General features: G+C 73.0%; 24 protein-coding genes and 1 pseudogene. 15 read left to right on the top strand and 10 right to left on the bottom strand.

Translation table 11 applies throughout. From position 1 onward, the window contains the following. Window positions 1–21 precede the first annotated feature (21 nt). The 3 genes from ACPYO6_RS05950 to ACPYO6_RS05940 form a co-directional block, all read right to left on the bottom strand. Window positions 22–1,602, bottom strand: coding sequence for a hypothetical protein (locus ACPYO6_RS05950; protein WP_425713979.1), 1,581 nt, complete (start codon window positions 1,600–1,602; stop codon window positions 22–24). An 89-nt stretch (window positions 1,603–1,691) separates the two neighbouring features. Further along, window positions 1,692–2,495, bottom strand: coding sequence for an alpha/beta fold hydrolase (locus tag ACPYO6_RS05945; protein WP_425713978.1), 804 nt, complete (start codon window positions 2,493–2,495; stop codon window positions 1,692–1,694). 150 nt (window positions 2,496–2,645) lie between these two features. Further along, the gene (locus ACPYO6_RS05940; protein ID WP_425713977.1) at window positions 2,646–3,356 is read right to left on the bottom strand and encodes a DUF899 family protein; all 711 of its coding nucleotides are present in this window, start codon (window positions 3,354–3,356) and stop codon (window positions 2,646–2,648) included. A 61-nt stretch (window positions 3,357–3,417) separates the two neighbouring features. Between ACPYO6_RS05940 and ACPYO6_RS05935 the strand changes: the two genes are divergently transcribed. The 8 genes from ACPYO6_RS05935 (at window position 3,418) to ACPYO6_RS05900 (ending at window position 8,401) form a co-directional block, all read left to right on the top strand. Further along, window positions 3,418–4,071, top strand: coding sequence for a winged helix-turn-helix transcriptional regulator (locus tag ACPYO6_RS05935; RefSeq protein ID WP_425713976.1), 654 nt, complete (start codon window positions 3,418–3,420; stop codon window positions 4,069–4,071). 210 nt (window positions 4,072–4,281) lie between these two features. Continuing rightward, the gene (locus ACPYO6_RS05930) at window positions 4,282–5,352 is read left to right on the top strand and encodes a hypothetical protein (RefSeq protein ID WP_425713975.1); all 1,071 of its coding nucleotides are present in this window, start codon (window positions 4,282–4,284) and stop codon (window positions 5,350–5,352) included. A 108-nt stretch (window positions 5,353–5,460) separates the two neighbouring features. Beyond that, window positions 5,461–5,820, top strand: coding sequence for a Cd(II)/Pb(II)-sensing metalloregulatory transcriptional regulator CmtR (gene cmtR, locus ACPYO6_RS05925; protein WP_425713974.1), 360 nt, complete (start codon window positions 5,461–5,463; stop codon window positions 5,818–5,820). Next, window positions 5,817–6,497, top strand: a complete 681-nt coding sequence (locus ACPYO6_RS05920) for a cation transporter (RefSeq protein ID WP_425713973.1) — start codon at window positions 5,817–5,819, stop codon at window positions 6,495–6,497. Before cmtR ends, ACPYO6_RS05920 begins: the two co-directional genes overlap by 4 nt. Window positions 6,498–6,581: 84 nt before the next feature. Then, on the top strand, window positions 6,582–6,917 hold the full coding sequence (locus tag ACPYO6_RS05915; protein ID WP_425713972.1) for an ArsR/SmtB family transcription factor: 336 nt from the start codon (window positions 6,582–6,584) through the stop codon (window positions 6,915–6,917). After that, complete coding sequence (locus ACPYO6_RS05910; RefSeq protein ID WP_425713971.1) at window positions 6,910–7,344, top strand: SRPBCC family protein; 435 nt, start codon at window positions 6,910–6,912, stop codon at window positions 7,342–7,344. The genes ACPYO6_RS05915 and ACPYO6_RS05910 overlap by 8 nt, the downstream gene beginning before the upstream one ends. Window positions 7,345–7,388: 44 nt before the next feature. Beyond that, window positions 7,389–7,736, top strand: coding sequence for a TfoX/Sxy family protein (locus ACPYO6_RS05905; RefSeq protein ID WP_425713970.1), 348 nt, complete (start codon window positions 7,389–7,391; stop codon window positions 7,734–7,736). Further along, a complete protein-coding gene (locus ACPYO6_RS05900) occupies window positions 7,733–8,401 on the top strand; it encodes a DUF2461 domain-containing protein (RefSeq protein WP_425713969.1) in 669 nt (222 codons plus the stop codon). Before ACPYO6_RS05905 ends, ACPYO6_RS05900 begins: the two co-directional genes overlap by 4 nt. Window positions 8,402–8,485: 84 nt before the next feature. Here ACPYO6_RS05900 and ACPYO6_RS05895 read toward each other — a convergent pair whose 3' ends face one another. Further along, window positions 8,486–9,349, bottom strand: a complete 864-nt coding sequence (locus ACPYO6_RS05895; protein WP_425713968.1) for a GNAT family N-acetyltransferase — start codon at window positions 9,347–9,349, stop codon at window positions 8,486–8,488. Window positions 9,350–9,476: 127 nt separating this feature from the next. On the opposite strand from ACPYO6_RS05895, the gene ACPYO6_RS05890 reads away from it, so the two are divergent. Further along, complete coding sequence (locus tag ACPYO6_RS05890) at window positions 9,477–9,944, top strand: nucleotidyltransferase family protein (RefSeq protein WP_425713967.1); 468 nt, start codon at window positions 9,477–9,479, stop codon at window positions 9,942–9,944. A 115-nt stretch (window positions 9,945–10,059) separates the two neighbouring features. On the opposite strand, the gene ACPYO6_RS05885 is transcribed toward ACPYO6_RS05890, so the two are convergent. Then, on the bottom strand, window positions 10,060–11,031 hold the full coding sequence (locus ACPYO6_RS05885; RefSeq protein WP_425713966.1) for an RNA polymerase subunit sigma-70: 972 nt from the start codon (window positions 11,029–11,031) through the stop codon (window positions 10,060–10,062). Window positions 11,032–11,041: 10 nt separating this feature from the next. Then, window positions 11,042–11,638, bottom strand: a complete 597-nt coding sequence (locus ACPYO6_RS05880; protein ID WP_425713965.1) for a maleylpyruvate isomerase family mycothiol-dependent enzyme — start codon at window positions 11,636–11,638, stop codon at window positions 11,042–11,044. A 158-nt stretch (window positions 11,639–11,796) separates the two neighbouring features. Between ACPYO6_RS05880 and ACPYO6_RS05875 the strand changes: the two are divergent. From ACPYO6_RS05875 to ACPYO6_RS05865, 3 genes and pseudogenes are all read left to right on the top strand, one after another. Further along, window positions 11,797–12,258, top strand: a pseudogene (locus tag ACPYO6_RS05875) (MsnO8 family LLM class oxidoreductase); the annotation flags it as partial. 58 nt (window positions 12,259–12,316) lie between these two features. Further along, the gene (locus ACPYO6_RS05870; RefSeq protein ID WP_425714050.1) at window positions 12,317–12,811 is read left to right on the top strand and encodes an LLM class flavin-dependent oxidoreductase; all 495 of its coding nucleotides are present in this window, start codon (window positions 12,317–12,319) and stop codon (window positions 12,809–12,811) included. Between the two features lie 252 nt (window positions 12,812–13,063). Beyond that, window positions 13,064–14,662, top strand: a complete 1,599-nt coding sequence (locus ACPYO6_RS05865) for an MDR family MFS transporter (RefSeq protein WP_425713964.1) — start codon at window positions 13,064–13,066, stop codon at window positions 14,660–14,662. 138 nt (window positions 14,663–14,800) lie between these two features. Here the strand turns inward: ACPYO6_RS05865 and ACPYO6_RS05860 are convergent, their stop codons facing one another. From ACPYO6_RS05860 to ACPYO6_RS05845, 4 genes are all read right to left on the bottom strand, one after another. After that, on the bottom strand, window positions 14,801–15,772 hold the full coding sequence (locus tag ACPYO6_RS05860; protein WP_425713963.1) for an ABC transporter permease: 972 nt from the start codon (window positions 15,770–15,772) through the stop codon (window positions 14,801–14,803). After that, complete coding sequence (locus ACPYO6_RS05855) at window positions 15,769–16,857, bottom strand: ABC transporter ATP-binding protein (protein ID WP_425713962.1); 1,089 nt, start codon at window positions 16,855–16,857, stop codon at window positions 15,769–15,771. Before ACPYO6_RS05855 ends, ACPYO6_RS05860 begins: the two co-directional genes overlap by 4 nt. Next, window positions 16,854–17,858, bottom strand: coding sequence for an alpha/beta hydrolase (locus ACPYO6_RS05850; RefSeq protein WP_425713961.1), 1,005 nt, complete (start codon window positions 17,856–17,858; stop codon window positions 16,854–16,856). Before ACPYO6_RS05850 ends, ACPYO6_RS05855 begins: the two co-directional genes overlap by 4 nt. Before the next feature lie 118 nt (window positions 17,859–17,976). Next, window positions 17,977–19,095 carry a hypothetical protein gene (locus ACPYO6_RS05845; RefSeq protein ID WP_425713960.1) on the bottom strand — a complete coding sequence of 373 codons (1,119 nt, stop codon included), beginning with the start codon at window positions 19,093–19,095 and terminating at the stop codon, window positions 17,977–17,979. 46 nt (window positions 19,096–19,141) lie between these two features. On the opposite strand from ACPYO6_RS05845, the gene ACPYO6_RS05840 reads away from it, so the two are divergent. The 3 genes from ACPYO6_RS05840 (at window position 19,142) to ACPYO6_RS05830 (ending at window position 21,860) form a co-directional block, all read left to right on the top strand. Next, the gene (locus ACPYO6_RS05840; RefSeq protein ID WP_425713959.1) at window positions 19,142–19,870 is read left to right on the top strand and encodes a TetR/AcrR family transcriptional regulator; all 729 of its coding nucleotides are present in this window, start codon (window positions 19,142–19,144) and stop codon (window positions 19,868–19,870) included. A 235-nt stretch (window positions 19,871–20,105) separates the two neighbouring features. Next, entirely contained in the window at window positions 20,106–21,626 is a 1,521-nt protein-coding gene (locus ACPYO6_RS05835; protein WP_425713958.1) for a molybdopterin-dependent oxidoreductase, read from the top strand. A 15-nt stretch (window positions 21,627–21,641) separates the two neighbouring features. Then, complete coding sequence (locus tag ACPYO6_RS05830; RefSeq protein WP_425713957.1) at window positions 21,642–21,860, top strand: hypothetical protein; 219 nt, start codon at window positions 21,642–21,644, stop codon at window positions 21,858–21,860. The last annotated feature ends 5 nt before the right edge of the window (window positions 21,861–21,865 follow it).

Below are 21,865 nucleotides of genomic sequence, written 5' to 3'. Positions count from 1 at the left end.
CGCCGACCGGTGCGGCGCCGACTAGCCGAACAGGTGGTCGCGCACACCCAGGAGCATCGTGTCGCCGGGCTGCGTCTCGCGCAGGTAGCGCGAGACGAGGTGCTCGGGGATCGCGATGCACCCGGCCGTGGCCACCGGGTTGGCGTGGAGGAAGATCGCGTAGCCCATGCCCTCCCGGATCGGGCTGTCCGGCGGCCGGTTGTAGTTGATGACCGCGCCCTGACGGTAGTCGCCGCCGCGGGTGTGGGCGAGGCGCCACATGTTCTCGTCGGGCATCGTGTTGGCCATGCTCGGCGAGGACGCGTCGTAGTACTGGTTGTAGTTCCGCCCGGGCGTCCCGCCCCAGCGCGAGTACGGCGTGAGGATCCGGTGGTCGAGCGCCGTCCCCGGGTCGTAGAGGCCGAAGGACTCGGTCACGGAGTACGCGCCGGTCGGCGTGCGGTAGGTGTGCCAGGCGGCCGGCTGCCCGGGCCGCGCGGTGCCGTTGGCGCCGATCCGGGCGGAGGTCGACCACCGCTCCCGGTAGGCCTCGGACCCGGGGACCCGCTCGCACACGGTGAACGTGGCCCACGAGGTCGACCAGTTCTCCGCGACTGCCATCGACACGCGATCGGTGAGCCCGGTGTCGTACCGGGACTGCCCGAGGGAGAGCGGCGCGCAGCGGCCCCAGCTCGACCGGTCCGCCGCGCGCGCCCCGATGGTGTCGGTGCCGTTCCCGTCCCAGTCGCCGAGGATCGCCACGTCGTAGGCGGCGGCGAAGGTGAACGTCCGGTCGGCGGTGGTCTCGCCGTGGGAGTCGCTCACGTAGACCGTGCTGCCCCGCCGCACGTGGAACGTGTCCGTGCCGTCGCCGTCCGTGTCGCCCACGAGGACGCTGTCGGTCGCCCGCCCGTAGGGCCACTGGACGCTCGCGGGTCCGCTGGTCAGGGTGTTGCGGACGTGGATCTGGATGCCGCGGCGGATGGCGATCGTGTCGAGCCCGTCGGCGTCGTAGTCGCCCACGTGCACCTCGTCGCCCACCCGGCCGTAGTCGAACGACGACGTCGCGAACCCCGCCGAGTTCTCGTTGCGCACGAGGAACGTGTTGCCGCGCCGCACCGCGGGCGTGTCGACCCCGTCGCCGTCCCAGTCGCCGAAGAAGACCTCGTCCCCGGCCCGCCCGTAGACGAACCGGTGGGTGGTCACGGCGGACCCGCCGGAGCCCGACACGTGGAACTCGGCCCCGCGACGGACGATCATCTCGTCCGTCCCGTTGCCGTCCGTGTCGGCGATGAACACCTCGTCCCCGGTCCGCCCGAAGATCACCTGCCGCGGCGAGGCCCCGGTGGGGGAGTTCGAGAGGTGGAACGTCGGCGAGCTGCCGACCGACCCGATCGTGCCGCCCTGGTCCGGTGCGGCGCCGGTGTCGGTCGCGGCGGACCCGGGCACGACGACGGGTGGCGCGTCGTCGTCGGCCTCCTCCCCGTCCGGCACCGGCGCGGCGCCCGCGGGCAGGCCGAGCGCTGTGACGCCGAGGAGGGCGGAGCCGAGGACGGCGACCAGCCGGTGCGCGAGCGGACGCCGCGATCGGGTGGGCGTGGACGGGTGGGCTGGGTGGCGCACGGGGTGCTCCGATCGGGCCGGGGGAGACGACGTCGACGTGGTTCCGCCGTCAATCTAGCCGTGTCCCGCCGCCCCCGGCCCCGCCGCGCTCATTTGCCGGAGACGAACCCGTGGATCGCGTCCGTGAGGGTCGCGTCGTCGACCCCGTGCCACTCGCCGGGCAGGACCGCGGCGGTCGCGGACGGGACGGCGTCGGCGAGCTCGCGCACACCGTCGAGCATGCCCGGGTCCGTCGCCTCCGAGGCGATGACGAGCGTGGGCGTGGTGATCGAGGCGAACCGCGCCGCGGACGTGCCGGGGAGGAAGGTGAGCTCGTGGACGATCGTGCGGGTGTTCTCGAGGTCCTGCGTGCTCAGGGGCGGCAGCTCGGCAAGGACCTCCGCGGGCACCCCGACCACCTCGACGTTGAACCACCGGTGGGCCGCCTCGAGGTCCTCGTCGATGAGGCGCTGAGCCTCGGCCCGCGCCGCGTGCTCGGGGTCGGCGGGCATGAGCGGCGGCTCGAGCAGGGCGAGGCGGGCCACGGGAGCCCCGGCCTCGGCGGCCAGGAGCAGGAGGGTGGCGCCCGAGGAGAAGCCGTAGGCGGTGACGGGCCGGCCCTCGGCCAACGCGACGATCGCCGCGAGGTCCTCGAACTCGCGCTCGACGGCGTAGGGCTCGGTGGTGCCGCTCTCGCCCGTGCCGCGCCGGTCGTAGGTCCACACGGTGAAGTGCTCGGCGAGGGCGCCGGGCAGGTCGGGCTGCGGCGTGGCGGTGCGGGAGGTGGCCACGCAGTGGACCATGACGAGGTCCGGGCCGGATCCTGTGCGGCTCCAGGCGAGCGTCGTCCCGTCGGCCGAGGTGACGGTTCCGTGGGTGGTGGTCGCGGACGTGGTGGTGCTCGAGGTGGTCACGATGGCTCCTTCGTCGTCGGTGTGTCTCGTGCGGTCGTCGGTCGTGCAGCTGGTGTTCGTGCGGGTCGTACCGGTCGATCGGTCCGTAGGGGTCGCGCGGTCGGGTCCCGGTGGGTGGTCCGGTCTCGGTCGATGGTCGTTCGTGCTGGGTCAGTGGCAGGCGGTCGCGTGCGCGACGGGCTCGTCGGTGCGCAGCCACTGGGCCACGGGGCGGCCGTCGCGGCGCCACCACCCGCCGGCCGGGGTCTGCGGCCAGCCGGCGGGGGAGTCCTCCCACTCCTCCTGCCGCCCGAGGAGTGTCCGGTCGAGGAGCAGGTTCGCCATGTCGAACGGCTCCGTCCCGCGCGCCACGGTCTCGAACGCGAGGTAGACGTCCTCGCCGTCGCGGACGAAGGAGCGCAGCTGCCCGCCGCCGGCCACGGCGGGCTCGTCCAGTGCGTGCTCGACCGAGTACCAGGGCATCGTCCAGCCCATGAAGTCGCGGTAGGCGGCCAGCTCGGCCCACGTCCCCTCGCTGAGGACCGCGAACGCCACGTCGCGCTCGGCGAGGTAGGCCTGGGTGGCCTCGGAGACCTGGCTCATCGAGAACGTGCAGCCCTCGCACTGTCCGTGGTGCGGCCGGCCGTGGTGCCACATGAACGAGTAGGTGACGAGCTGGCGGCGTCCCTCGAGCAGGTCGACGAGCGGGACCTCGCCGGTGGCGCCGACGAGCCGGACCGGCCCGACCCGGGTGACCGGCAACCGGCGGCGCGCGGCGGCCAGCGCGTCCCCGGCCCGGGTGTGCGCCTTCTCGGCGGTGAGGTGCTCGGCCTGCGCGGTCTCCCACGCGGTGCGGTCGACTGCCCTGTCGGCGATGTCCATGGCGATATGTTTAACAGAGCAATCACTACCGTGTCCATAGCGAATGTGGAATGATGAGGTCATGCCGATCAAGCGCAGCTATGCCGAGCTCGGGGACGCGTGCGCCACCGCGCACGCGGTCGAGCTCATCGGCGACCGCTGGACCTATCCGATCCTGCGCGAGCTCATGCTCGGGCCCAAGAGGTTCGTCGAGCTCGCCGAGGGCCTGATCGGCGTCACGCCCGCCGTGCTGACGGCGCGGCTCCGGGCGCTCCAGGACGCCGGCCTCGTCGAGCGCGTCGACCTCCCCGCACCCACCCGCGCCACCGGGTACTGCGTGACGCCGTGGGGACAGGAGCTCCGCCCGCTCCTCAACGCGCTCGGCCGGTGGGCGATGGACTCGCCCACCCGGGACGACGACGGCGGACTGACCCCCGACGGCACCGTGCAGTCGATGCTCACCATGGCGCCGTCGACCCCACCGACCGCTCCGGTCGAGGTCGGGCTGCTCCTCCACGACGCGCGGATCGAGGCCCCCCGGCCGTACGAGTTCCGCCTGACGTGGGACGACGAGCTCGCGATCGTCCGGGAGCCGGCGACCGACGCGCCCGCGCGGGTGACCGGCGACTCGACCACGTGGGCGGGCGTCCTCTACGACGGCGTCCCGCTCGACGAGGTGGATGTCGACGGCGACGTCGACGAGGTCCGCCGCCTGGTCGCGGCCTTCGCCGCCTGACCGGTGACCGGCACCTGCTGACCGGTCTCGACGACCTCTCCCGGCAACCGGCTTGTGCGGCCGGCGCCGTCTCACCGGTCCCGGTGGGCGAGACCGTCGGGCGGGACCACGCGTGGTTCGTCGTCGGGCCGTTAGCGTCCGTCCCCGTACCGGGGTGCCGACGCGCGCCCCGACGACGACCGACGAGGCGCGACGACAGGAGCAGGCCGGATGGCACAGAACGTGATGTTCTCGGGCGGGATCCCCGCCGACGGTGCGGAGGGCGTCTTCACCCTCATCGCCGACACCGTGGGGGACCGCGCGCTGAGCTGGCCCGACGGCGAGACCACCCCCGAGCGGCGCGGCTGGATCGGCGCCGTCAACAACGAGGTGCTCGCGAAGGCCCCGTGCTTCGAGGAGGTCGACGCCGATCTCGGCCAGTCCGAGGACCACGCGTACACGGTGTTCAGGACCCTGCGCATCCGGCCCGGCGAGGCCGTCGACCTGCGCGGTCGCCTGCCCTACGCGAAGGATGCCATCGACTCCTACCGCACGTTCACGCGGCTGCGCGAGGAGGGGCGCATCCCCGAGGGTGTCCGCTTCCAGGTCTCGGTCCCCGGCGCGCACGACGTCGTCTCGATCACCTTCCCCGACGTCGAGGAGTGGCCGGTCGTCGTCGAGGCGTGGCAGCAGGCCCTCCAGGAGGAGTACCGCCGCATCCTCGAGGTGGTCCCGGCCGACGAGCTGTGCGTCCAGGTCGACTACTGCACCGAGCTCATCCACATCGGCGGCGAGTGGTCGAAGCTGTTCTCCTGGGTGCCCGACCTGCCCGCCGAGGAGCTGTTCGCGCAGTACACGTCCGAGGAGTACATCCGGGGCCACCTCGCCGGGCTGCCCGAGGAGGTCCGGATCGGCATCCACGTCTGTTGCGGCACCTCGCCGAGCTTCCCCGTGCAGCCGCTGGACGACATCGCGCTCCCGGTCCGCCTCTCGAACGCCATCCAGCGCGCGTCCGGCGGCGTCGTCGAGTTCTTCCACCTGCCGGCGATGTCCGACTCCGACGAGGCCTACTTCGCCCCGCTCGCGGACCTCGAGACCGGCTCCGCGACGATCTACCTCGGCCTCGAGTGCAACGACGGCATCGAGGCGATGGACCGCCGCATGGTCGCGGCGCGCAAGGCCCTGCCGGACTTCGGGGTGGCGCACTACTGCGGCTACTTCTGGAACCAGGCGGTCATGCCCGAGCTGCTGGCCACGCTGGCCGCGGGGGCCGACCGGCAGGCGGCCGCGGTGAACGCCTAGCGGGCGTCGACGGAGGTCGGCGAGCAGCGGCCTCCGTCGGACGCACCAGGTGCCGACGGGGTGTCCCGAGCGTGGTCAACCGTTCAGCGTTCGATGTATAGTCAGCGCATGCTGACCATTGCCTCGCGTGTGGACGTGATGAACCGGCTCGGCCGAGCGATGGCCGACCCGACCCGTTCGCGGATCCTGCTCGCCCTCCTCGAGGGGCCCGGCTATCCGGCGGTGCTCGCCCGCGAGCTCGACCTGACGCGCACGAACGTGTCGAACCACCTGGCCTGCCTGCGGGGCTGCGGAATCGTCGTCGCCGAGCCGGAGGGGCGGCGGACCCGGTACGAGATCGCCGATCCTCACATCGGCGCGGCGCTCACGGCGCTGGTGGACGTGACGCTGGCGGTCGACGAGAGCGAGCCGTGCATGGACGCCGAGTGCTCGGTGCCCGGCTGCTGCGACCCGGAGGGGGTGCGATGACCGCCGTCGAGCTGTCCGCCGACCGGACCGCGGTGCTGCGGCGACGCATCAGGATCATCGTCGCCGTCACCATCACCTGGAACGTCGTCGAGGCAGTCGTCGCGCTGATCGCCGGCAGCGTCGCCTCGTCCGCCGCGCTCATCGGGTTCGGCCTCGACTCGATCGTCGAGGTGCTCTCGGCGGCGGCGGTCGCCTGGCAGTTCGCCGCGCCCGATCCGGACAGGCGGGAGAGGGTCGCGCTGCGCGTGATCGCCGTGTCCTTCTTCGCCCTGGCCGCCTATGTGACGGTGAACGCGCTGCTGTCGTTGTCCGGCTGGCGCGAGCCGGAGCACTCCCCGATCGGCATCGGCATCGCCGTGCTCAGCCTGCTCGTCATGCCGTTCCTCAGCTGGTTCGAGCGACGCACGGGCCGCGAGCTCGGCTCGGCCTCCGCCGTGGCGGACTCCAAGCAGACCCTCATCTGCACCTACCTCTCGGCCGCGCTGCTCGCGGGTCTGCTGCTCAACAGCCTGCTCGGCTGGGCCTGGGCGGACTCGGTCGCGGCCCTGGTCATCGCCGTCGTCGCCGTCCGTGAGGGGATCGAGGCATGGCGGGGCGATGCCTGCTGCGCCACGCCGGTCGCGGTGCTCACGGGTGAGCACGAGGGCGACTCGTGCGGCGACGCCTGCTGCAGCTGAGACCGGCCGGCGCTTCAACTGATCGACATAAGTACAAATACTCACTTGTGGTACGTTGGCGTTCGTCGATCAGGGAGGCGAGCGATGGGCGCAGCGACGGCGGACAGCCTGGACCTGGCGCTGCGCGCGCTCGCCGACGGGAACCGGCGGGAGATTCTGCGGGTGATCCGGACCGCCCCGCGGCCGGTCGGGGCGATCGCCGAGGAGGTCGGCCTCTCGCAGCAGACGACCTCGCACCACCTCGGCGTGCTCCGCAGGGCGGGCCTCGCCGTCGGCGTTCGCGAGGGAACCCGTCACCTGTTCGCGGTCGACACCGACGGGCTCGCTGCCGTGCGCTCCTACCTCGACGACTTCTGGCCGAGGCGGCTGGCCGACCTCAAGGCCGTCATCGAGTCGAACGAGGGGACGGTTCATGGCTGAGTTCCGGGACTCCATCGACATCGCCGCCGCACCGGAGACGGTGTTCGAGTACCTGACCACCAACGACGGCCTCACGGCCTGGATGGGCCGGCACGCCGATATCGACCCCACGCCCGGCGGGCGGTTCGCCGTCGACATCGCCGGACATCCCGTGCGGGGCGACTTCCTGCACGTCGAGCGCCCGAACCGGGTGGTGGTGTCGTGGGGATTCGTCGGCAGCGACGACCTGCCCGCGGGAGCCTCGACCGTCGAGTTCCGTCTCACCCGGACCGCCGCCGGAACCCGTGTCGACCTGCGCCACTCCGACCTGCCGGACACCGAGGTGCGCGGCCACGCCGACGGATGGGCGAACTTCCTCCCTCGACTCGCCACGGTCGGGGCCGGTGGTGACGCCGGACCCGATCACTGGCAGCCACTCCCGACCTGACCCTCTCCACCGCCGCCCCGACGGCACGACAACAGGAGCACGCCATGACTCCCGAGCAGACCGTCCTCGTCGAGCGCCTCCGCGCACGTCTGACCGACCAGTCCGCGGTGCGCGAGGTGTCGATGTTCGGCGGCAGGTCCGTGATGGTCAACGAGAAGATGATCGTCAGCGCCCTCAAGGACGGCGGCCTCCTCGTCCGGGTCGACAAGGACCGGCACGACGAGCTGCTCGACAGGCCGGGAGCGGCCCAGGCGGAGATGGGGCCGGGCCGCGACATGGGTCCGGGATGGATCGAGGTCTCCTCCGACGTCGTCGACGGCGACGACGCGCTCGACACCTGGGTCGAGATCGCCCTGGAGCACAACCGCCGGGTCACGGGTGGCGGAGGATGAGCGCGTTCCACGGTCTCCCGCCGGGCCTGTTCCAGTTCTTCGAGGACCTGGCGGCCGACAACACGAAGACGTTCTGGCAGGCGAACAAGCGGCGGTGGGAGGAGGACGTCCGCGCGCCGGTGCGGGCGCTGCTCGCCGAGCTCTCCGACGAGTTCGGGACGCTGCGCATGTTCCGACCGAACCGGGACCTGAGATTCTCCGCCGACAGATCGCCCTACAAGCTCTGGACGGGGGCGACCAGCGTGTCTCGTGCGGCCCGCGGGATCGGCTACTACCTCGAGGCCTCCGCCACGGGCATCGTCGCCGGGTACGGCGCCATGCTCATGTCACCCGCGCAGCTCCGCCGATACCGCGCCGCGATCGACGACGACGCGAGCGGCAGCGAGTTCGAGCAGCTGACGCGCACCCTCGAGGCACGGTCGCTCCCGGTCTCGCACGGCGCCGAGGAACCGTTGAGGACAGCCCCGAAGGGCTACAGCGCAGATCATCCCCGCATCCAGCACCTGAGATGGAAGGGTGCCGCCGTCGTCCAGGAATGGGCGAAAGACGACTGGATGCACACGCCTGAGACGCTCGACGCGATCCGCACCGTCTGGCGAGGCGCGGCACCGTTGAAGAGTTGGCTCGAGACGCACGTCAGCGATCCGGTGGAGAGCCGGAGCTGATCGGCCGGTCGCCACCGGAGCTGCGCTCGCCGGCGGTGACCGGAGCGAGGGGCCCGGTGCCGGCGCCACACCTGGTGGGCCGAACTACCCCCGAACGAGGTCCGGGGCCGGCGGGTCGAGCGTGAGCCCGGCCGAGCGGTAGGCGCCGACGCCGGCGGCGTTGTGCCCCTCCGTCTTGACGAGCACGGACGAGGCGCCCAACTCCCGTAGGTGGGCGGCGCACGCGAGCGTGATCGCGCGTCCGTACCCGCGGCCGCGGTGGTTCCGATGGGCACCGAGCGGCTCGATGAGCCCGGGTCGGCCCGGTCCGGCCGACCACACGCTGGCCGCAGCGACGGCAGTCCCGTCTGCGTCGCGGGCCAGCAGGCACGCGGCGTCGGCGTACGGCGGGGACGCCGCGAGCGTGTGCCACTGGTCGAGCGTGAACCTCGAGACGTCGAACGACGCGCGCTGGAGCTCGACCCGCTCCGCCGCGGTCCCCGGACCTACCACCTCGATCGCGATCCCGGGGTCCTCGACGGGGTCCGTGAGGTCGCGGCGCAGGGCCGCCCACGCCGGACCCTCGCGCCACCCGTCGCGGAGCAGCGCGTCCGAGAGCGCCGTGCCGGCCGTCACCTCGACGGCGGCCGCGCCCTCGGCGAGGAGCCCACGGGCGGGGTCGGCGACGTCGTCGGCGATGGTTCTGGCGAGCCCCTCGTCCCCGGCGTGCTCGGGGTCGACCCCCGTGCGCACGAGCCCGGGTCCGTCGAGGAACCCGACGGCGACGAGCCGGCCGTCCAGCCGCCAGGTACGGAGCGCGGCGGCCACGGTCTCCGCGCCGAGCCGCCAGTGCCAGGCGACGTCGCCGGGGTGCAGCTGGATCGGGGCGTCGTCCAGCTGCCAGGGGCGCATCGCCTCGACGATGTCGGGCAGCTCGGCCACGGTCGGGGTGCTCAGCTCCATCGCCATGGGGAGATCACAGCGGACCGCGCGTGCCGGGTCGACGGAAATATGCCGGAACTGGTGGCTGGAGCTGGTCGACGCGGGGGTTGTGCATGACCCTGGTCAGGGTGATAGGAGATGCTATCGTCATCACATGGGTGACCTTGCGGAGCTGGCGAGAGCCAGTGACGAGACTGTCGCTCGAGCTCGTCGTGAGCTCGTCGACGGGGTTCGCCGCGCTGCCGCGCGGGGGATGTCGCAGCGGGCCATCGCGCGCGAGATCGGCCGGAGCCAGCCAGAGGTCTCTCGGCTGCTGCGGTTCCACGCCTCCACACCACTGGGTCTGAGACTGCGGGCGGCGAGGGACGACGTGCGTCAGGCGGTAGCGAATGCCGGAGGGAGCAACGTCCGGGTCTTCGGCTCGGTCGCCCGGGAGTCCGATGTCGACGGCTCGGACATCGATCTGCTGTTCAGTCCGGATCGACCACTCAGTCTGATGGAGCTCAGTGCGTTGGAGGACGAGATCTCCGTACTGGTCGGGCATCCGGTCGATCTGGTCCCCGACACCGCTCTGCGGGAGTCCATGAGGCAGCGCATCCTCGACGAGGCGGTAGCGCTGTGAGCGCGCGCGGGCGGCGCAGCATCTCCGAAGTCCTGACGGACGCCCGAGTTCATCTTGAGGCGATCGACAACGCGCTGACCGAGGGGTGACGGCCGGCTGCCAGGAGCCGGCGCACCTACTCCGTCGAGCCGAGCCGCTCCGGCAGGCCGAGCTCGGCGAACCGGCCGGCGGCGTCGAGCCAGGTGATGGTGCGCCGCACGCGGCCGCCCTCTGCCTCCACGCCGAGCACGGCGAACGGGACCCAGACGGCGCCCTCGGGGCGGTACTGGCCGAACATCGTCGTGCCGCTCGCGGCGAACGGGACGAGCCGGTGGCCCTGGCAGCCGCCCGGTTGCGCGAACGCCTCGAGGACGTCCTCCCGGCCGTCGAGCCACCACGAGAACGGCGGCATCGAGTTGCGCACGTCCTCGTGGAGGAGCGCACGCATGAGGTCGACGTCGTGCGCCTCGAACGCCACCCGGTAGCGCTCGAGGAGGTCGGTGTCGACGGGCGCCCCGTCGACGAGCGCGTCACCCCGGTCACCGGGATCGAGCGCCCGCCGTGCACGCTGCAGGGTGCTGTGGGTGGCGGACTCGCCGAGCCCGAGCGCCTCCGCCGTCTGCCGCGCGCTCAGGCCGTACACGTCGCGGAGCAGGAGCACCGCGCGCTGCTGGGCCGACAGCCGCTGCAGCGCCACGACGAGGGCGATCCGCAGGCTCTCGCGCCCGACCGCGGTCTCGGCGGGATCGACGGCGCGGTCGTCGGCGACCGGCGTCACCCAGCGCTCGGGCTCCGGCTCGCCGATCGCGGTGCCCGGCCGGGCCGGCCCCGTGAGGTCCATCGGCAGTGCGCGCCGCTGGACGCGGCGGTGGAGGTCGATGCACACCCGCGAGGCCGCCGCGTAGGCCCACGTGCGCAGCGACCCGCGGGCGGGATCGAACCGGTCGGCCGCCTGCCACAGGCGCACGAGCGTCTCCTGGGCCGCGTCCTCCGCCTCGTGCGCGTCCCCCAGCATCCGGTAGCAGAAGCCGGTCAGACCTCTGCGGAGGCCGTCGAGGTCCTCCTCGCTCACGGCGGCCGGGCCGGGGCTCGCGTCGGTCGTCACCACTCCCACGACGTTACGCGGCGCCGTTCCGCGCGGGGAAGGGCCGTCGGGCGGTGAGGATCCTGAGCACCTCGGTGACGGGGCGCTCGACGAGGCGCTCGCCGTCGCCGACGCTCACGTCGGCGTCCGTCGCGACGAGCCGGTACCCGGCGAGGTCGACGCCGAAGAACCCCCAGTTCTCGGGCCCGCCGCCGGAGATCGCCCGCTCGACCGCGTCCGTGGCAGGTCCGGGCAGCCCGAGCGGCACGGTGATGTCGAGGCCGTGGATGACGTCGTGCGACAGGGCGCCCTCGAGGCCGCCGCCCTCAGGGGCCCAGCGGCTCTCGATGCCGGAGCGGTAGAGCTCGAGGAGCTCGGCGTCGGTCCGGGCGGCGGCGTCGGACCGCGCCCAGTCGTCGAGCATGGCGTTCATGTCCGCGATCGACGTGATCTCGGCCGACCCGTACTCCTCGTCGGGGTGGATGAGGTGCGCGGTCATGTGGGCCACCACCTCGCGCACGGACCAGTTCTCGCACAGGCTCTGTGCGCGCCACTGCTCGGGGGACAGCCCGGCGAGCAGCTCCGTCAGGCGGGTGCGTTCGGTGACGAGCAGGTCGTAGGTGTCGGTCATCCGTCTCTCCCATCGGTGCCGGGCCGTCGGTCGACGGCCTCATCGGTAGGTACGCGGGCCGGCGCGCGGATTCGTCGCGCTGCCGAGTCGCGCTGGTGCGGAGGACCTGGAGATCGCCCTCGGCATTGCGCGCCGGTACGGATACCGTCGGGAGCACCATGGCCGCCCTGCCCGCAGCTCACGACGCCACGCCCGCCCCGCTCCCGGTCCCGATCTCCCTGCTCGACCGCTCCCGCACCCGCGACGGCGAGCCGGCCGGCGACGCCCTCGCCACCACGATCGAGCGCGCCGTCCGCGCGGAACGCCTCGGCCTGCCCCGCGTGTGGGTCGCCGAGCACCACGCCGTCCCCGGCATCGCGAGCGGCGCCCCGATGCTGCTCATGGCCGCGATCGCCGCGCGCACGGAACGCATCCGGGTCGGCTCGGCCGGTGTCATGCTGCCCAACCACCGCCCGATCGTCGTGGCCGAGCAGGCGCGGATGCTCGAGGCGCTCCACCCGGACCGGATCGACCTCGGCATCGGCCGCTCCCTCGGCTTCACGGCGCCGGTGCGGCACGCCCTCGGGGTCGACGAGTACGCGACCGGCGACCTCGCCCGGGACCTCGCCGAGCTGTCCGCCTACCTCGACGACGACGGACCCGTCACCGCCATGCCCCGCGACGTCCAGGCGCCCCCCCGTGTACGTCCTCGCGACCAGGTCGGGCCTCGCGGTGGCGGCCGAACGAGGGCTGCCCGTCGTCGTCGGGGGCCCTGTCCTGTGGGGCGACCTCTCCGAGATCGAGGGCTACCGCAACGACTTCCGCCCGACGCCGGACAACCCCGAACCTCGGGTGCTCGTCAGCATCGACGTGCTCGTCGCGGAGACGACGGAGCGGGCCCGCGAGCTCGCCCTGCCCGAGGCGTGGGCGATGGTCGAGTCGACCGCCCGCGGCGCGTTCCCGCCGCTGCGCACGGCCCCGCACGCGCGCTTGACCGAGAAGCAGGAGGGGGCCGTGCAGCGGCACCTCGACCAGGGGATCCACGGGACCCAGGCCGAGGTGGCCGCCCAGCTCCGGGCGCTGGTCGAGCGCACGGGAGCGAGCGAGATCGTCGCGTTCTCCTCGACCCACGACCGGGCGGCGCTCGCCGACTCGGACGTCGCGCTCGCCGCGCTCTCGGGACCCTCCGTGTGACGCTGCGACCCGGCCGAGACCGCCGGCCGGTGACCGGTCCGGAATCCGCGCCGGGAGGTGTGAGGCGGAGCCCGGACCTCGGCGCCGACCAGACCGGACCGTCGCATCCACCTGCGCGGACACGTCCGCCCGCCCACCTCATGATGTGACTGAGGGCACTATTACCTCGGGACCTTCGTCCGTGCCACTCTTCCTGGGCATGGCGCGGCGTGGCGTCGAACCCTGTTTCGACGACACCGTGAAGGACCTGCCATGCGCACGCACGACCCTGCCGAGCCCCGCTCGGACGCCCACGACCACGCCCAGCACCACGCCCACGACCTCGAGCCGGAGCGCGTGACCGGACGCGTCGTCGCGGTGCTCGCGGTCCTCGTCCTCGCGGCGCTGGTCGCGATGCTCAACGAGACCGCCCTCAGCGTTGCCCTCCCCGCCGTCATGGGGGACCTGCACGTCTCCGCGGCGGTCGGCCAGTGGCTGACCACCGGGTTCCTCCTGACGATGGCGATCGTCATCCCCACCACCGGGTACCTGCTCCGGCGGTTCACCACGCGCGCCCTGTTCGGGGCGGCGCTCGCCGTGTTCCTCCTCGGCACCGTCACCGCGGCGGTCGCACCGTCGTTCGGGCTCCTCCTCGCCGGACGCGTGCTCCAGGCCGGCGGGACGGCGATCATCCTGCCGCAGCTGATGGCCACCACCCTGTCCACGGTCCCCGCCCGGCACCGCGGCACCGTCATGGGCCTCAACGCGGTGGTGATCTCGGCGGCCCCGGCGCTCGGCCCGACCATCTCCGGGTTCGTCGTCGAGTCGTTCGGCTGGCGCTGGCTGTTCCTCGGCATGATCCCGATCGCCGCGGTCCTCCTCGTCGCCAGCCTGATCGTCCTTCACACCGACGGCGCCACCCGCCGGCCCCCGTTCGACCTCGCCTCCGTCCTGCTCTCCGCCGTCGCGTTCGGCGGCATCGTCTACGCGCTCAGCACCCTCGGCGCGCTCGTCGACGGCGACGTCGTGCCCGCGATCGCCCTCGTCGTCGGGGCCGCCGGCCTCCTCCTGTTCGTACGCCGGCAGCTCGGCCTCGCCCGGACCTCGGGCGCCCCTCTGCTCGACATCGCGCCCCTGTCCGTCGGCGTCTTCCGCCGGTCGACGATCATCATCGGGCTCTGCATGGCCACGATGCTCGGCACCGTCATCGTCCTGCCGCTCCACCTCGTGGGTGCCATGGGCGTCGACGCCCTCACCACCGGCCTGCTGCTCCTGCCCGGCGGGCTGGTCCAGGGCGTCATCTCCCCCCTCGCAGGGCGGATCTTCGACGCGCACGGCCCTCGCCCCCTCGTCATCCCGGGCGCGTTCCTCCTGCTCGGTGGCCAGGCGTGGCTGAGCACGATCGGCGTCGACACCTCGCTGACGGTCGTCGTCGCGGCGCACGTCGTCTTCTGCGTCGGCATGGCGTGCCTGATGACGCCTCTGATGACCGTCTCGCTCGGCTCCCTCCCGCGCGACCTCTACGGTCACGGGTCCGCGATCGTCAACACCGTCCAGCAGCTCTCGGGCGCGGTCGGGACCGGCGTGTTCGTCGCCGTCATGACCATCGGGATCGGCCTGGCCGACGCCGGTGCGAGCGCGGGCGACACCCAGGCGCTCGGCACGCGGGCCGCGTTCGTCGTCGGCATCGTCGCGGGGCTGGTTGCCGTCGCGATGTCGTTCACGATTCGCGCCGGCCGGGACTCGGCGTCAACGACGACGGACGGTCCCGCCGTCGAGGACGGCACGACCGGTTCGACTGGGACGACCGCCGACGACGACGGTGCCGCGCTCGTGGGAGCCGTCGCCGGGCCCGCGACCGACGCCAGGTAGTCCCGCGGGCGAGCTCTCGGACCGGCGCGATCGCCGCAGGAGCCACACCTGTCGTCCTCCGGGTCCGGCGTCGAGCCCGCCGTACGCCGGAGCCCCGGCCGACCGACTCGGGAGCGGCTCGGCCGGGGCTCCGCCGCGTCACCGGCCGAGCCTGCGGAGCAGGAGCAGCGCCACCGGCACGCAGACCGCCACGATCGCCGCGGGCCACGCGAGCGCCATGACCTGGGCGTGCTCGGCGATCCAGGTCGACGCCTCCGGGCCGCCCACGCCGAACAGCTCCCGGGTGGCCACCACCGTGGACGAGAGCGGGTTCCACGCCGCGAGGCCGGCGAGCCAGCCCGGCATGAGTGCGGTCGGCACGATCGTCTCGGCCACCATCGCGAGCGGGAACACGAGCGCGAAGTACTTCATCGCCGCCTCCGGCCCGCTGACGAGGAGGCCGAGCACGATCCCGATCCACGAGAACGCCAGCCGGAGAGCGAGGAGCAGCCCGAGCGCGCCGGCCACGGCCACGGGTCCGCCGTGCCACTGCCAGCCCAGCAGCGCGCCCATCCCGGCGAGCACCGCGAGCTCGACGACGGCGGTGACGAGGTCCGCGAGCGCCCGACCCGCGAGGATCGCCGCGGGCGCCGTCGGCATCGACCGCATTCGGTCCACCACGGAGTCGCGGACGTCGGCGGCGACCGACACGGTGGTCGACCCGATGCCGAACGCCATCGTGAGGACGAAGACCCCGGGCAGGAGGAACTCGCGGTAGTCGACCCCGGGCGCGGCCATCGCGGCCCCGAAGGCGTCGCCGAGGACGAGCCCGAACATCGCGACCGCCATGACGGGGACGAGCAGCGTGCTGAGCAGCTCGTCGGGCCGTCGGCGGAGCCGGCGCAGGTGGCGACCGGCCACGACCCACGTGTCCGACAACGCCCACCCGAGGGCGGACATGCCCGACGACGACGAGCCGACGCCCCGCGCGCGGGCGTGACCGGCTGCGGGACCGGGCGCCGACGCGGCCCCGGCTCCCGAGGTGCGTCCCCGTGCGGGTGCCGGCGCGCGGGAGGCGAGCGCCGCCGTCGGGGAGGGGAGTGTGGGTGGGCTGACGAGGTGCGCGGTCATCGGTGCGGCCCTTCGGAGATGTCGGGTGCGGTGAGGCGGAGGAAGACGTCGTCGAGGTCGGGGCGGCGCAGCGCGAGGTCGTCCACGTGCACACCGAGCCCGGACAGCGCGGCCGCGGCGCGGGCGAGGGCGTCGGTCGCGCCGTCGAGCGGCGCGGAGACCCGGCGGGCGGCGTCGTCGACGTCGGTCGTGACGCCGAGGGCGCCGGCGAGCGTGCGGGAGATGTCGGCCGGTGAGGCGCCCGGCGGGACGGCGACCTCGAGCCGGCTCCCGCCGATGGTCGCCTTGAGCTCGTCGGGCGAGCCCTCCAGGGCGATGCGCCCCGCCCGCAGGAGGGAGATGCGGCGGCAGAGGCGGTCGGCCTCCTCGAGGTACTGGGTGGTGAGCAGCACGGTGGTGCCGCCCGCGGCCAGCTCGCGCACGGCGTCCCACACCTCGCTGCGGCTGCGCGGGTCGAGGCCGGTCGTCGGCTCGTCGAGGAAGAGGACCTGCGGGCTGCGGATCAGGCTGACCGCGAGATCGAGGCGGCGCCGCATCCCGCCCGAGTAGTGGCGCAGCGGGCGGTCGGCGGCCGCCGCGAGGTCGAACCGGTCGAGCAGCTCACCCGCGCGGGCGCGCGCGGCGCGGGGCCGCATCCGGTGGAGGCGGGCGAACATCGTGAGGTTCTCGCGGCCGCTGAGCACCGGGTCGAGGGCCGCGTGCTGCCCCGCCACCCCGATGCGCGACCGGACGGCGCCGGGCTCGCGCGCGAGGTCGTGCCCCGCCACCCGGACCGTGCCCGAGTCGAAGCGCTGGAGGGTGGCGAGGATCCGCACGGTCGTCGACTTGCCGGCGCCGTTCGGGCCGAGCAGGCCGTGCACGGTCCCGGGTGCGACGGCGAGGTCGATCCCGTCGAGCACCGTGCCGCGCCCGGGGTAGGAGGAGCGCAGCCCGACGGCGAGGACCGCGGGCGTCGCCGAGTCGGGGCGTCGATCGGCGGACGACGGCGCGGCGGTGGTTCGGTCGGGGGCGAACCCGACGGACGTGGATCCGACGGGTGCGGACGGGTGCGCAGGAACGGTCCGACGGTCGGTGGCCGTGCTCACGCGGCCCTCACCAGGGTGGTCGTCGCCGCGGTGCCGGCCGGACCGCCGGCCGGGCGGGGGGCCGCAGCCCCCGGCGGCGCGAGCTCGGGCCGGGGGACCGACGTCCCGCCGTCGTGCAGCGTGACCTCGGCGAACCGGCCGAGCGCGATGCGCGCGGCGTTGAGGAGGGACTCGCTGCCCTCGTCGTAGTAGGCGAGGTGGCCCGTGATATCGCCGGTGCCGATGCGGACGGCTCCGAAGGCGGGGTGCAGCGGCGAGCGGCCGAGGCCGAGCGGGCCGAACCTCACGCGTGGGAAGTGGCGGATCCAGTCGGTCGGGGCCTGGGCGGCCCAGATGCGCGCGCGCCGGCCGGTGTCCGTGCGGTGCCTCAGGCCCATGCCGGGGCTGCCGAGCGCCACGACGTCGTCGATCCGCGCGTCGGCCAGCGCGAGGCCGGTGACGGTGGTGCCGTACGAGTGGCCGACCACGGTGAGGTGCGCCGAGCGTGGCAGGTAGTGGGTGAGGCGTGCGAGGTCGCCGGCGCCCTCGCGGGCGTAGCGGATGGCGAACGAGGCGCGCAGGTCCGGGGCGGTCCGGTACCCCACCCACGCGACGACGGCGACTCGCGCCTCCGGGTCGATCCCCGCCGTCGTGGCGAGCATGAGCTGGGCCCGCGAGCGCAGGGCCAGCGGGCCGCGGGCGCGGAAGTAGTTGCCCTGGTGGTGGCCGTTGCCCGGCACCATCACCACGATGTGGTCGGCGGTGACGAGGTCGCCGAACACCTCGACGACCCGCGGGCCGCCCGGCGGGTCGAGGGCGAGCAGCTTGTGCCCCTCGACCGTGCGCGGCGTGTAGGCGAGCGGGGCGTACGGGAAGTCGGGGTCGGCGTTGCGAGGGATGGAGCGGAGCAGGGCCGGCGCGGCGGTGCGGAGCGCCGGCGTGATCGCGCGGGGTTCGGGCAGCGGCATCGCGGCGGGCCGGGAGGTGGCGGGGACCGGCCGGAGCGGGATCGTCGTCGTCATGGCGGTGACGCTAAGGACGCGGATCGGTGCGCCGCGTCACCCGCCAGAGCCATTCGCGCCCCTACCGGGGTACGGGGTGCTGACCCCCGGGTGCTGTCCGCCGCCTCCGGGAACAATGTCACTCGAGGGGCACTTCACTGACATTCTCGTCGGCCGAATGTCTGTCGACGGAAGTTGTCGGAGGTGTCGCCGCCCGTGGCCGCTCCCGCCGCAGCACGACCGCGAGCACGCCGATCGCCGCCCCGAGGAGCACCACGCTCTGCGCGATCTTCGCGCCCATCGTCACCCCGCCGGGCAACGGGGCGAGCATGCCGACGAGCACCCCGCCGACGACGAGCGACGCCCCGAGGATCCCGCCCTCGCGCGCGCCCCACCGGCGCCGGGTGGACACCCGGGCGAGGAGCCACGCAGCGACGACGACCACCGCGACCACGAACGCGAACCCGCCCCACGCGGGCGGCGTGAGGTCGAGCAGCACCTTGCCGAGAATCCCCGCGAGCACGATCACCCAGGTCCTGACCGGGCGCGCTACCGCCGGGTGGCGCTCGCCCTGCTCGACCTCGCTGCCGCGGGAGCCGACCTCTCGGGCCGACCCCCTGCCCCGCGCCCGCAGCGGCCGCCCTGCCGGCGACATCGCGAGCGCGACGAGTGCCGCGACCCCCGCGAGCACGCCGACCACCTGGCCGATCGACGGCGCGTACCCGTACATGTCCCGGCCGTCCGAGTGGATCGCCACGGCGACCGCGACCCACGCGGCGACCGCGACCACCGTCCCGAACCGGCCGAGCAGGGGCCGCCCCTCGTGACGCGGGGCGAGCGCGCGGTGGATCGCCAGCGGCGCCCCGACGCTCATGCTCACGTGCCCGAGGACCCAGACCAGGGTGGCGTACGCGCTGAACCCGAGCGGGGCGATCATCGTCGGCTCGCGCAGCTCGTCCCAGTAGGACACGTCGGGGCGGTCCCCGGCGAACATCGACAGGTCGATCACCCCCGTCATCGCGAGCCCGAACGCGGCGGCGAGCAGGAGGATGCCGGCCCAGCCCCGCCCCGTCCGCACGGCGAGGTCCCGGATCAGCAGCGCCGCCCCGCCGTACAGCGGTGCGAGGAACACGGTGGCGAACGCGAGCTCACCGGGATCGCCGGTCGCGGCCAGGTAGGCCTGGAGCATCTCCGCGCAGACCGGTGCGGCGAGCGCGACGAGGACGATCGAGGCGGCGCGCTGCCGGAGCGGGAGCATGCCGCGACGTTAGCAGAGTGGGCACTCCATTAACTAGGGTGGGGGCATGGCCCGCCCCGTCGACCCCGAGCTGCGCCGCGCCCGGCGCCTCCAGCTCATCGACGCAGGCCTCACCGCGTTCGCCGAGCGGGGTGCTGCCGCGACCACCGCCGACATCTGTCGCATCGCCGGTGTCGGCTCGGGCACCTTCTTCCACCACTTCGCGACCAAGGACGCGCTCGTGGTGGCGATCGTCGAGCTCGGTACCGAGGAGACGCGGGAGCTGTTCGCCTCCCTCGACGACGACAACCCGGAGGATTCGGCCCGCGCGGCGAGCGTGCCCGGCGCCGGGGCGGGCGGCACGACGAGAAGCCGCGGCGCAGGTTCGGGGCACGCGTCGCGCAGCAGTGGTGCCGGAGCCTCACCGCGTGGAACCGTCCTCGGCTTCGTCGACCACGCCGCAGAAGACCTCGCTGACCCCCGCGCGTCCGGGTTCGTGCGTGCCGTCGGCGCGCTGACGCACCGCCCGACGATCGTGGCGGCACTCGAGGCGGACGAACGCGTCACCCGCGAGCTGCTGGGGGAGCGGATGTCGCGCGCCCAGCGGGCCGGGGCCGTGCGCGTGGACGTCCCGGCCGACCGCCTCACGACCTGGGTGCTGCTCCTGCTCGACGGTTTCGCCGCCGGGGTCGCCGGCGGACAGGTCGACGCAGGTCGCGAGCTGCCGATGCTCCACGAGCAGGTGGCTGCGCTCCTTGACGGCCCGGCCGGTCGAGCACCGACCGGTCGCACCTGACCGGCGCGCAGATCCGGAGACGACCGACCCGCACCCGGATCATTCGGAAACTGGTGCCGCGGAGACGGACGACCTGGAATCGGACTATTGGGACAATGCCCCGACCCAGTTTCAGCAATGTGTCCGAGAAATGCATGGTTCCGGACTTTTCCCGCATTTTCGCCATTCCTTTTCGGGAATTGCTCGATACAGTGGGACGGGCCCCCGCACCTGCTCATCGTCGTCGGAGGAACCAGTGGAGGACCCCAACTTTCCCCTGTGGCTGCGCGCCACCCATCTCCTCAACTTCGTGCTCATCGGCATTCTCCTGCGCAGCGGGTGGGAGATGCTCTCCTCGCTGCCGCGCCTGTGGTGGCGGAACGACAGCAAACCTGGCACGGAGTGGCTGAAGTTCACCCGGCAGGAGCTCCCGAAGGAGGAGGGCGTCTACACCTCGCTCATGGACGAGCGGAGCATGAGCCCGGTGTTCGGGCTGCCCGGCCGGAAGAACATCGGGCTCGGCCGGCACTTCCACGGTCTCGGCGTCATGCTCTGGGTGCTCAACGGGATCGTCTACGTCGCTCTGCTGTTCGGCACGGGCCTGTGGCGACGGATCATCCCGACGTCGTGGGACGTGTTCCCCGAGGCCTGGGAGTCGCTCAAGGTCTACCTCGGCCTGGGTGTGCCCGGGATCGAGCACTTCTCGCCCTACGACTCCTTGCAGATGCTCGGCTACACGGCCGTCATCTTCCTGCTCGCACCGTTCCTCATCCTCAGCGGACTCGCGATGGCCCCGGCGATCCGCTCGAGGTTCCCCTGGTACGTCAAGCTGTTCGGCGGCCACCAGGGTGCGCGGTCGCTGCACTTCATCGCCATGGTCTTCATGACGATCTTCATCGTCATGCACGTCGGGCTCGTGTTCCTCGTGCACCCGGAGTACAACCTGCCGCACATGGTCTTCGGCGTCACCGACACCACCCGGTACGCCCAGGCATTCACGACCGTCATCATCACGATCGTTCTCGTGTTCGCCTTCTGGATCGGTCTCAGCTACGCCTCGCTCATCGATCGGCCGCTCACCCAGAAGATCCTCGTCACCCTCACCGAGCCCGCGCGGAAGCTGTTCCTCGGCTGGATGAAGCCCCGGATGCACAAGCAGACGACCTACACCGACGAGGACCTGTCCGAGTTTCACTGGACGAACGGTCTGCCGCCGACCGAGGACGAGTCGCCCGAGTGGCTGCACCACAGGGACACCGACTGGCAGGACTGGCGCCTCGAGGTCGGCAACGCCCTCGACGGCACCTCGATCGAGCTCAGCCTCGACGAGCTCAAGGCCATGCCGAGGACCGAGTACGTCGCGGTCCACACCTGCATGCAGGGCTGGTCGGCCACCTCGAGGTGGGCGGGGGTCAGGCTGACCGACGTCCTCGACCGGCTCGGCCCCCGGCCCGAGGGGGCGAGCTACGTGTTGATCACCTCGCACGGTCTCGCCCAGGAGATGTGGGACCACCGGCCGCGCGAGCCGTTCTACACGGTGCTCGACATGAAGATGCTCGAGGAGGCCAACACGATCCTCGCCTACGAGCGCAACGGCCGACCGCTCGACATCCACCTCGGGGCCCCGCTGCGTCTGCGCGTGGAGTCCAACCACGGGTACAAGATGGTCAAGTGGGTCCGGAGCGTCGAGTGGATCCGTGACTACGCCGAGTACGGTGACGGCCGCGGCGGCACCCGCGAGGACGGCGCCATGCAGGCGTTCAACGGGGTGATCTAGATCGAGGGGGAGCAGTTGATCAGTACGACATTCGCCGTCGACGGCATGCGGACGAACGGGGACGTGCTCGCCGTCCGCGCCGCGATGTACAAGGTGGCCGGGGTCGGCGGGTTCTCGGCGGAGATCGAGGAACAGGGGTCGCAGATCATCCTCAAGCACAAGGACGACGTCGTGCTCGACCCGGACGTCATCGACCGCGCCCTGCGTGCGGCCGGTGACTACTCCGTCATCTGACGCCG

This window comes from Georgenia sp. Z1344, from assembly GCF_049856295.1.
Taxonomy (GTDB): Bacteria; Actinomycetota; Actinomycetes; order Actinomycetales; family Actinomycetaceae; genus JB111.
The sequence above is the reverse complement of the archived record's forward strand: the minus strand, read 5'-3'. Positions and strand labels throughout refer to the sequence as shown.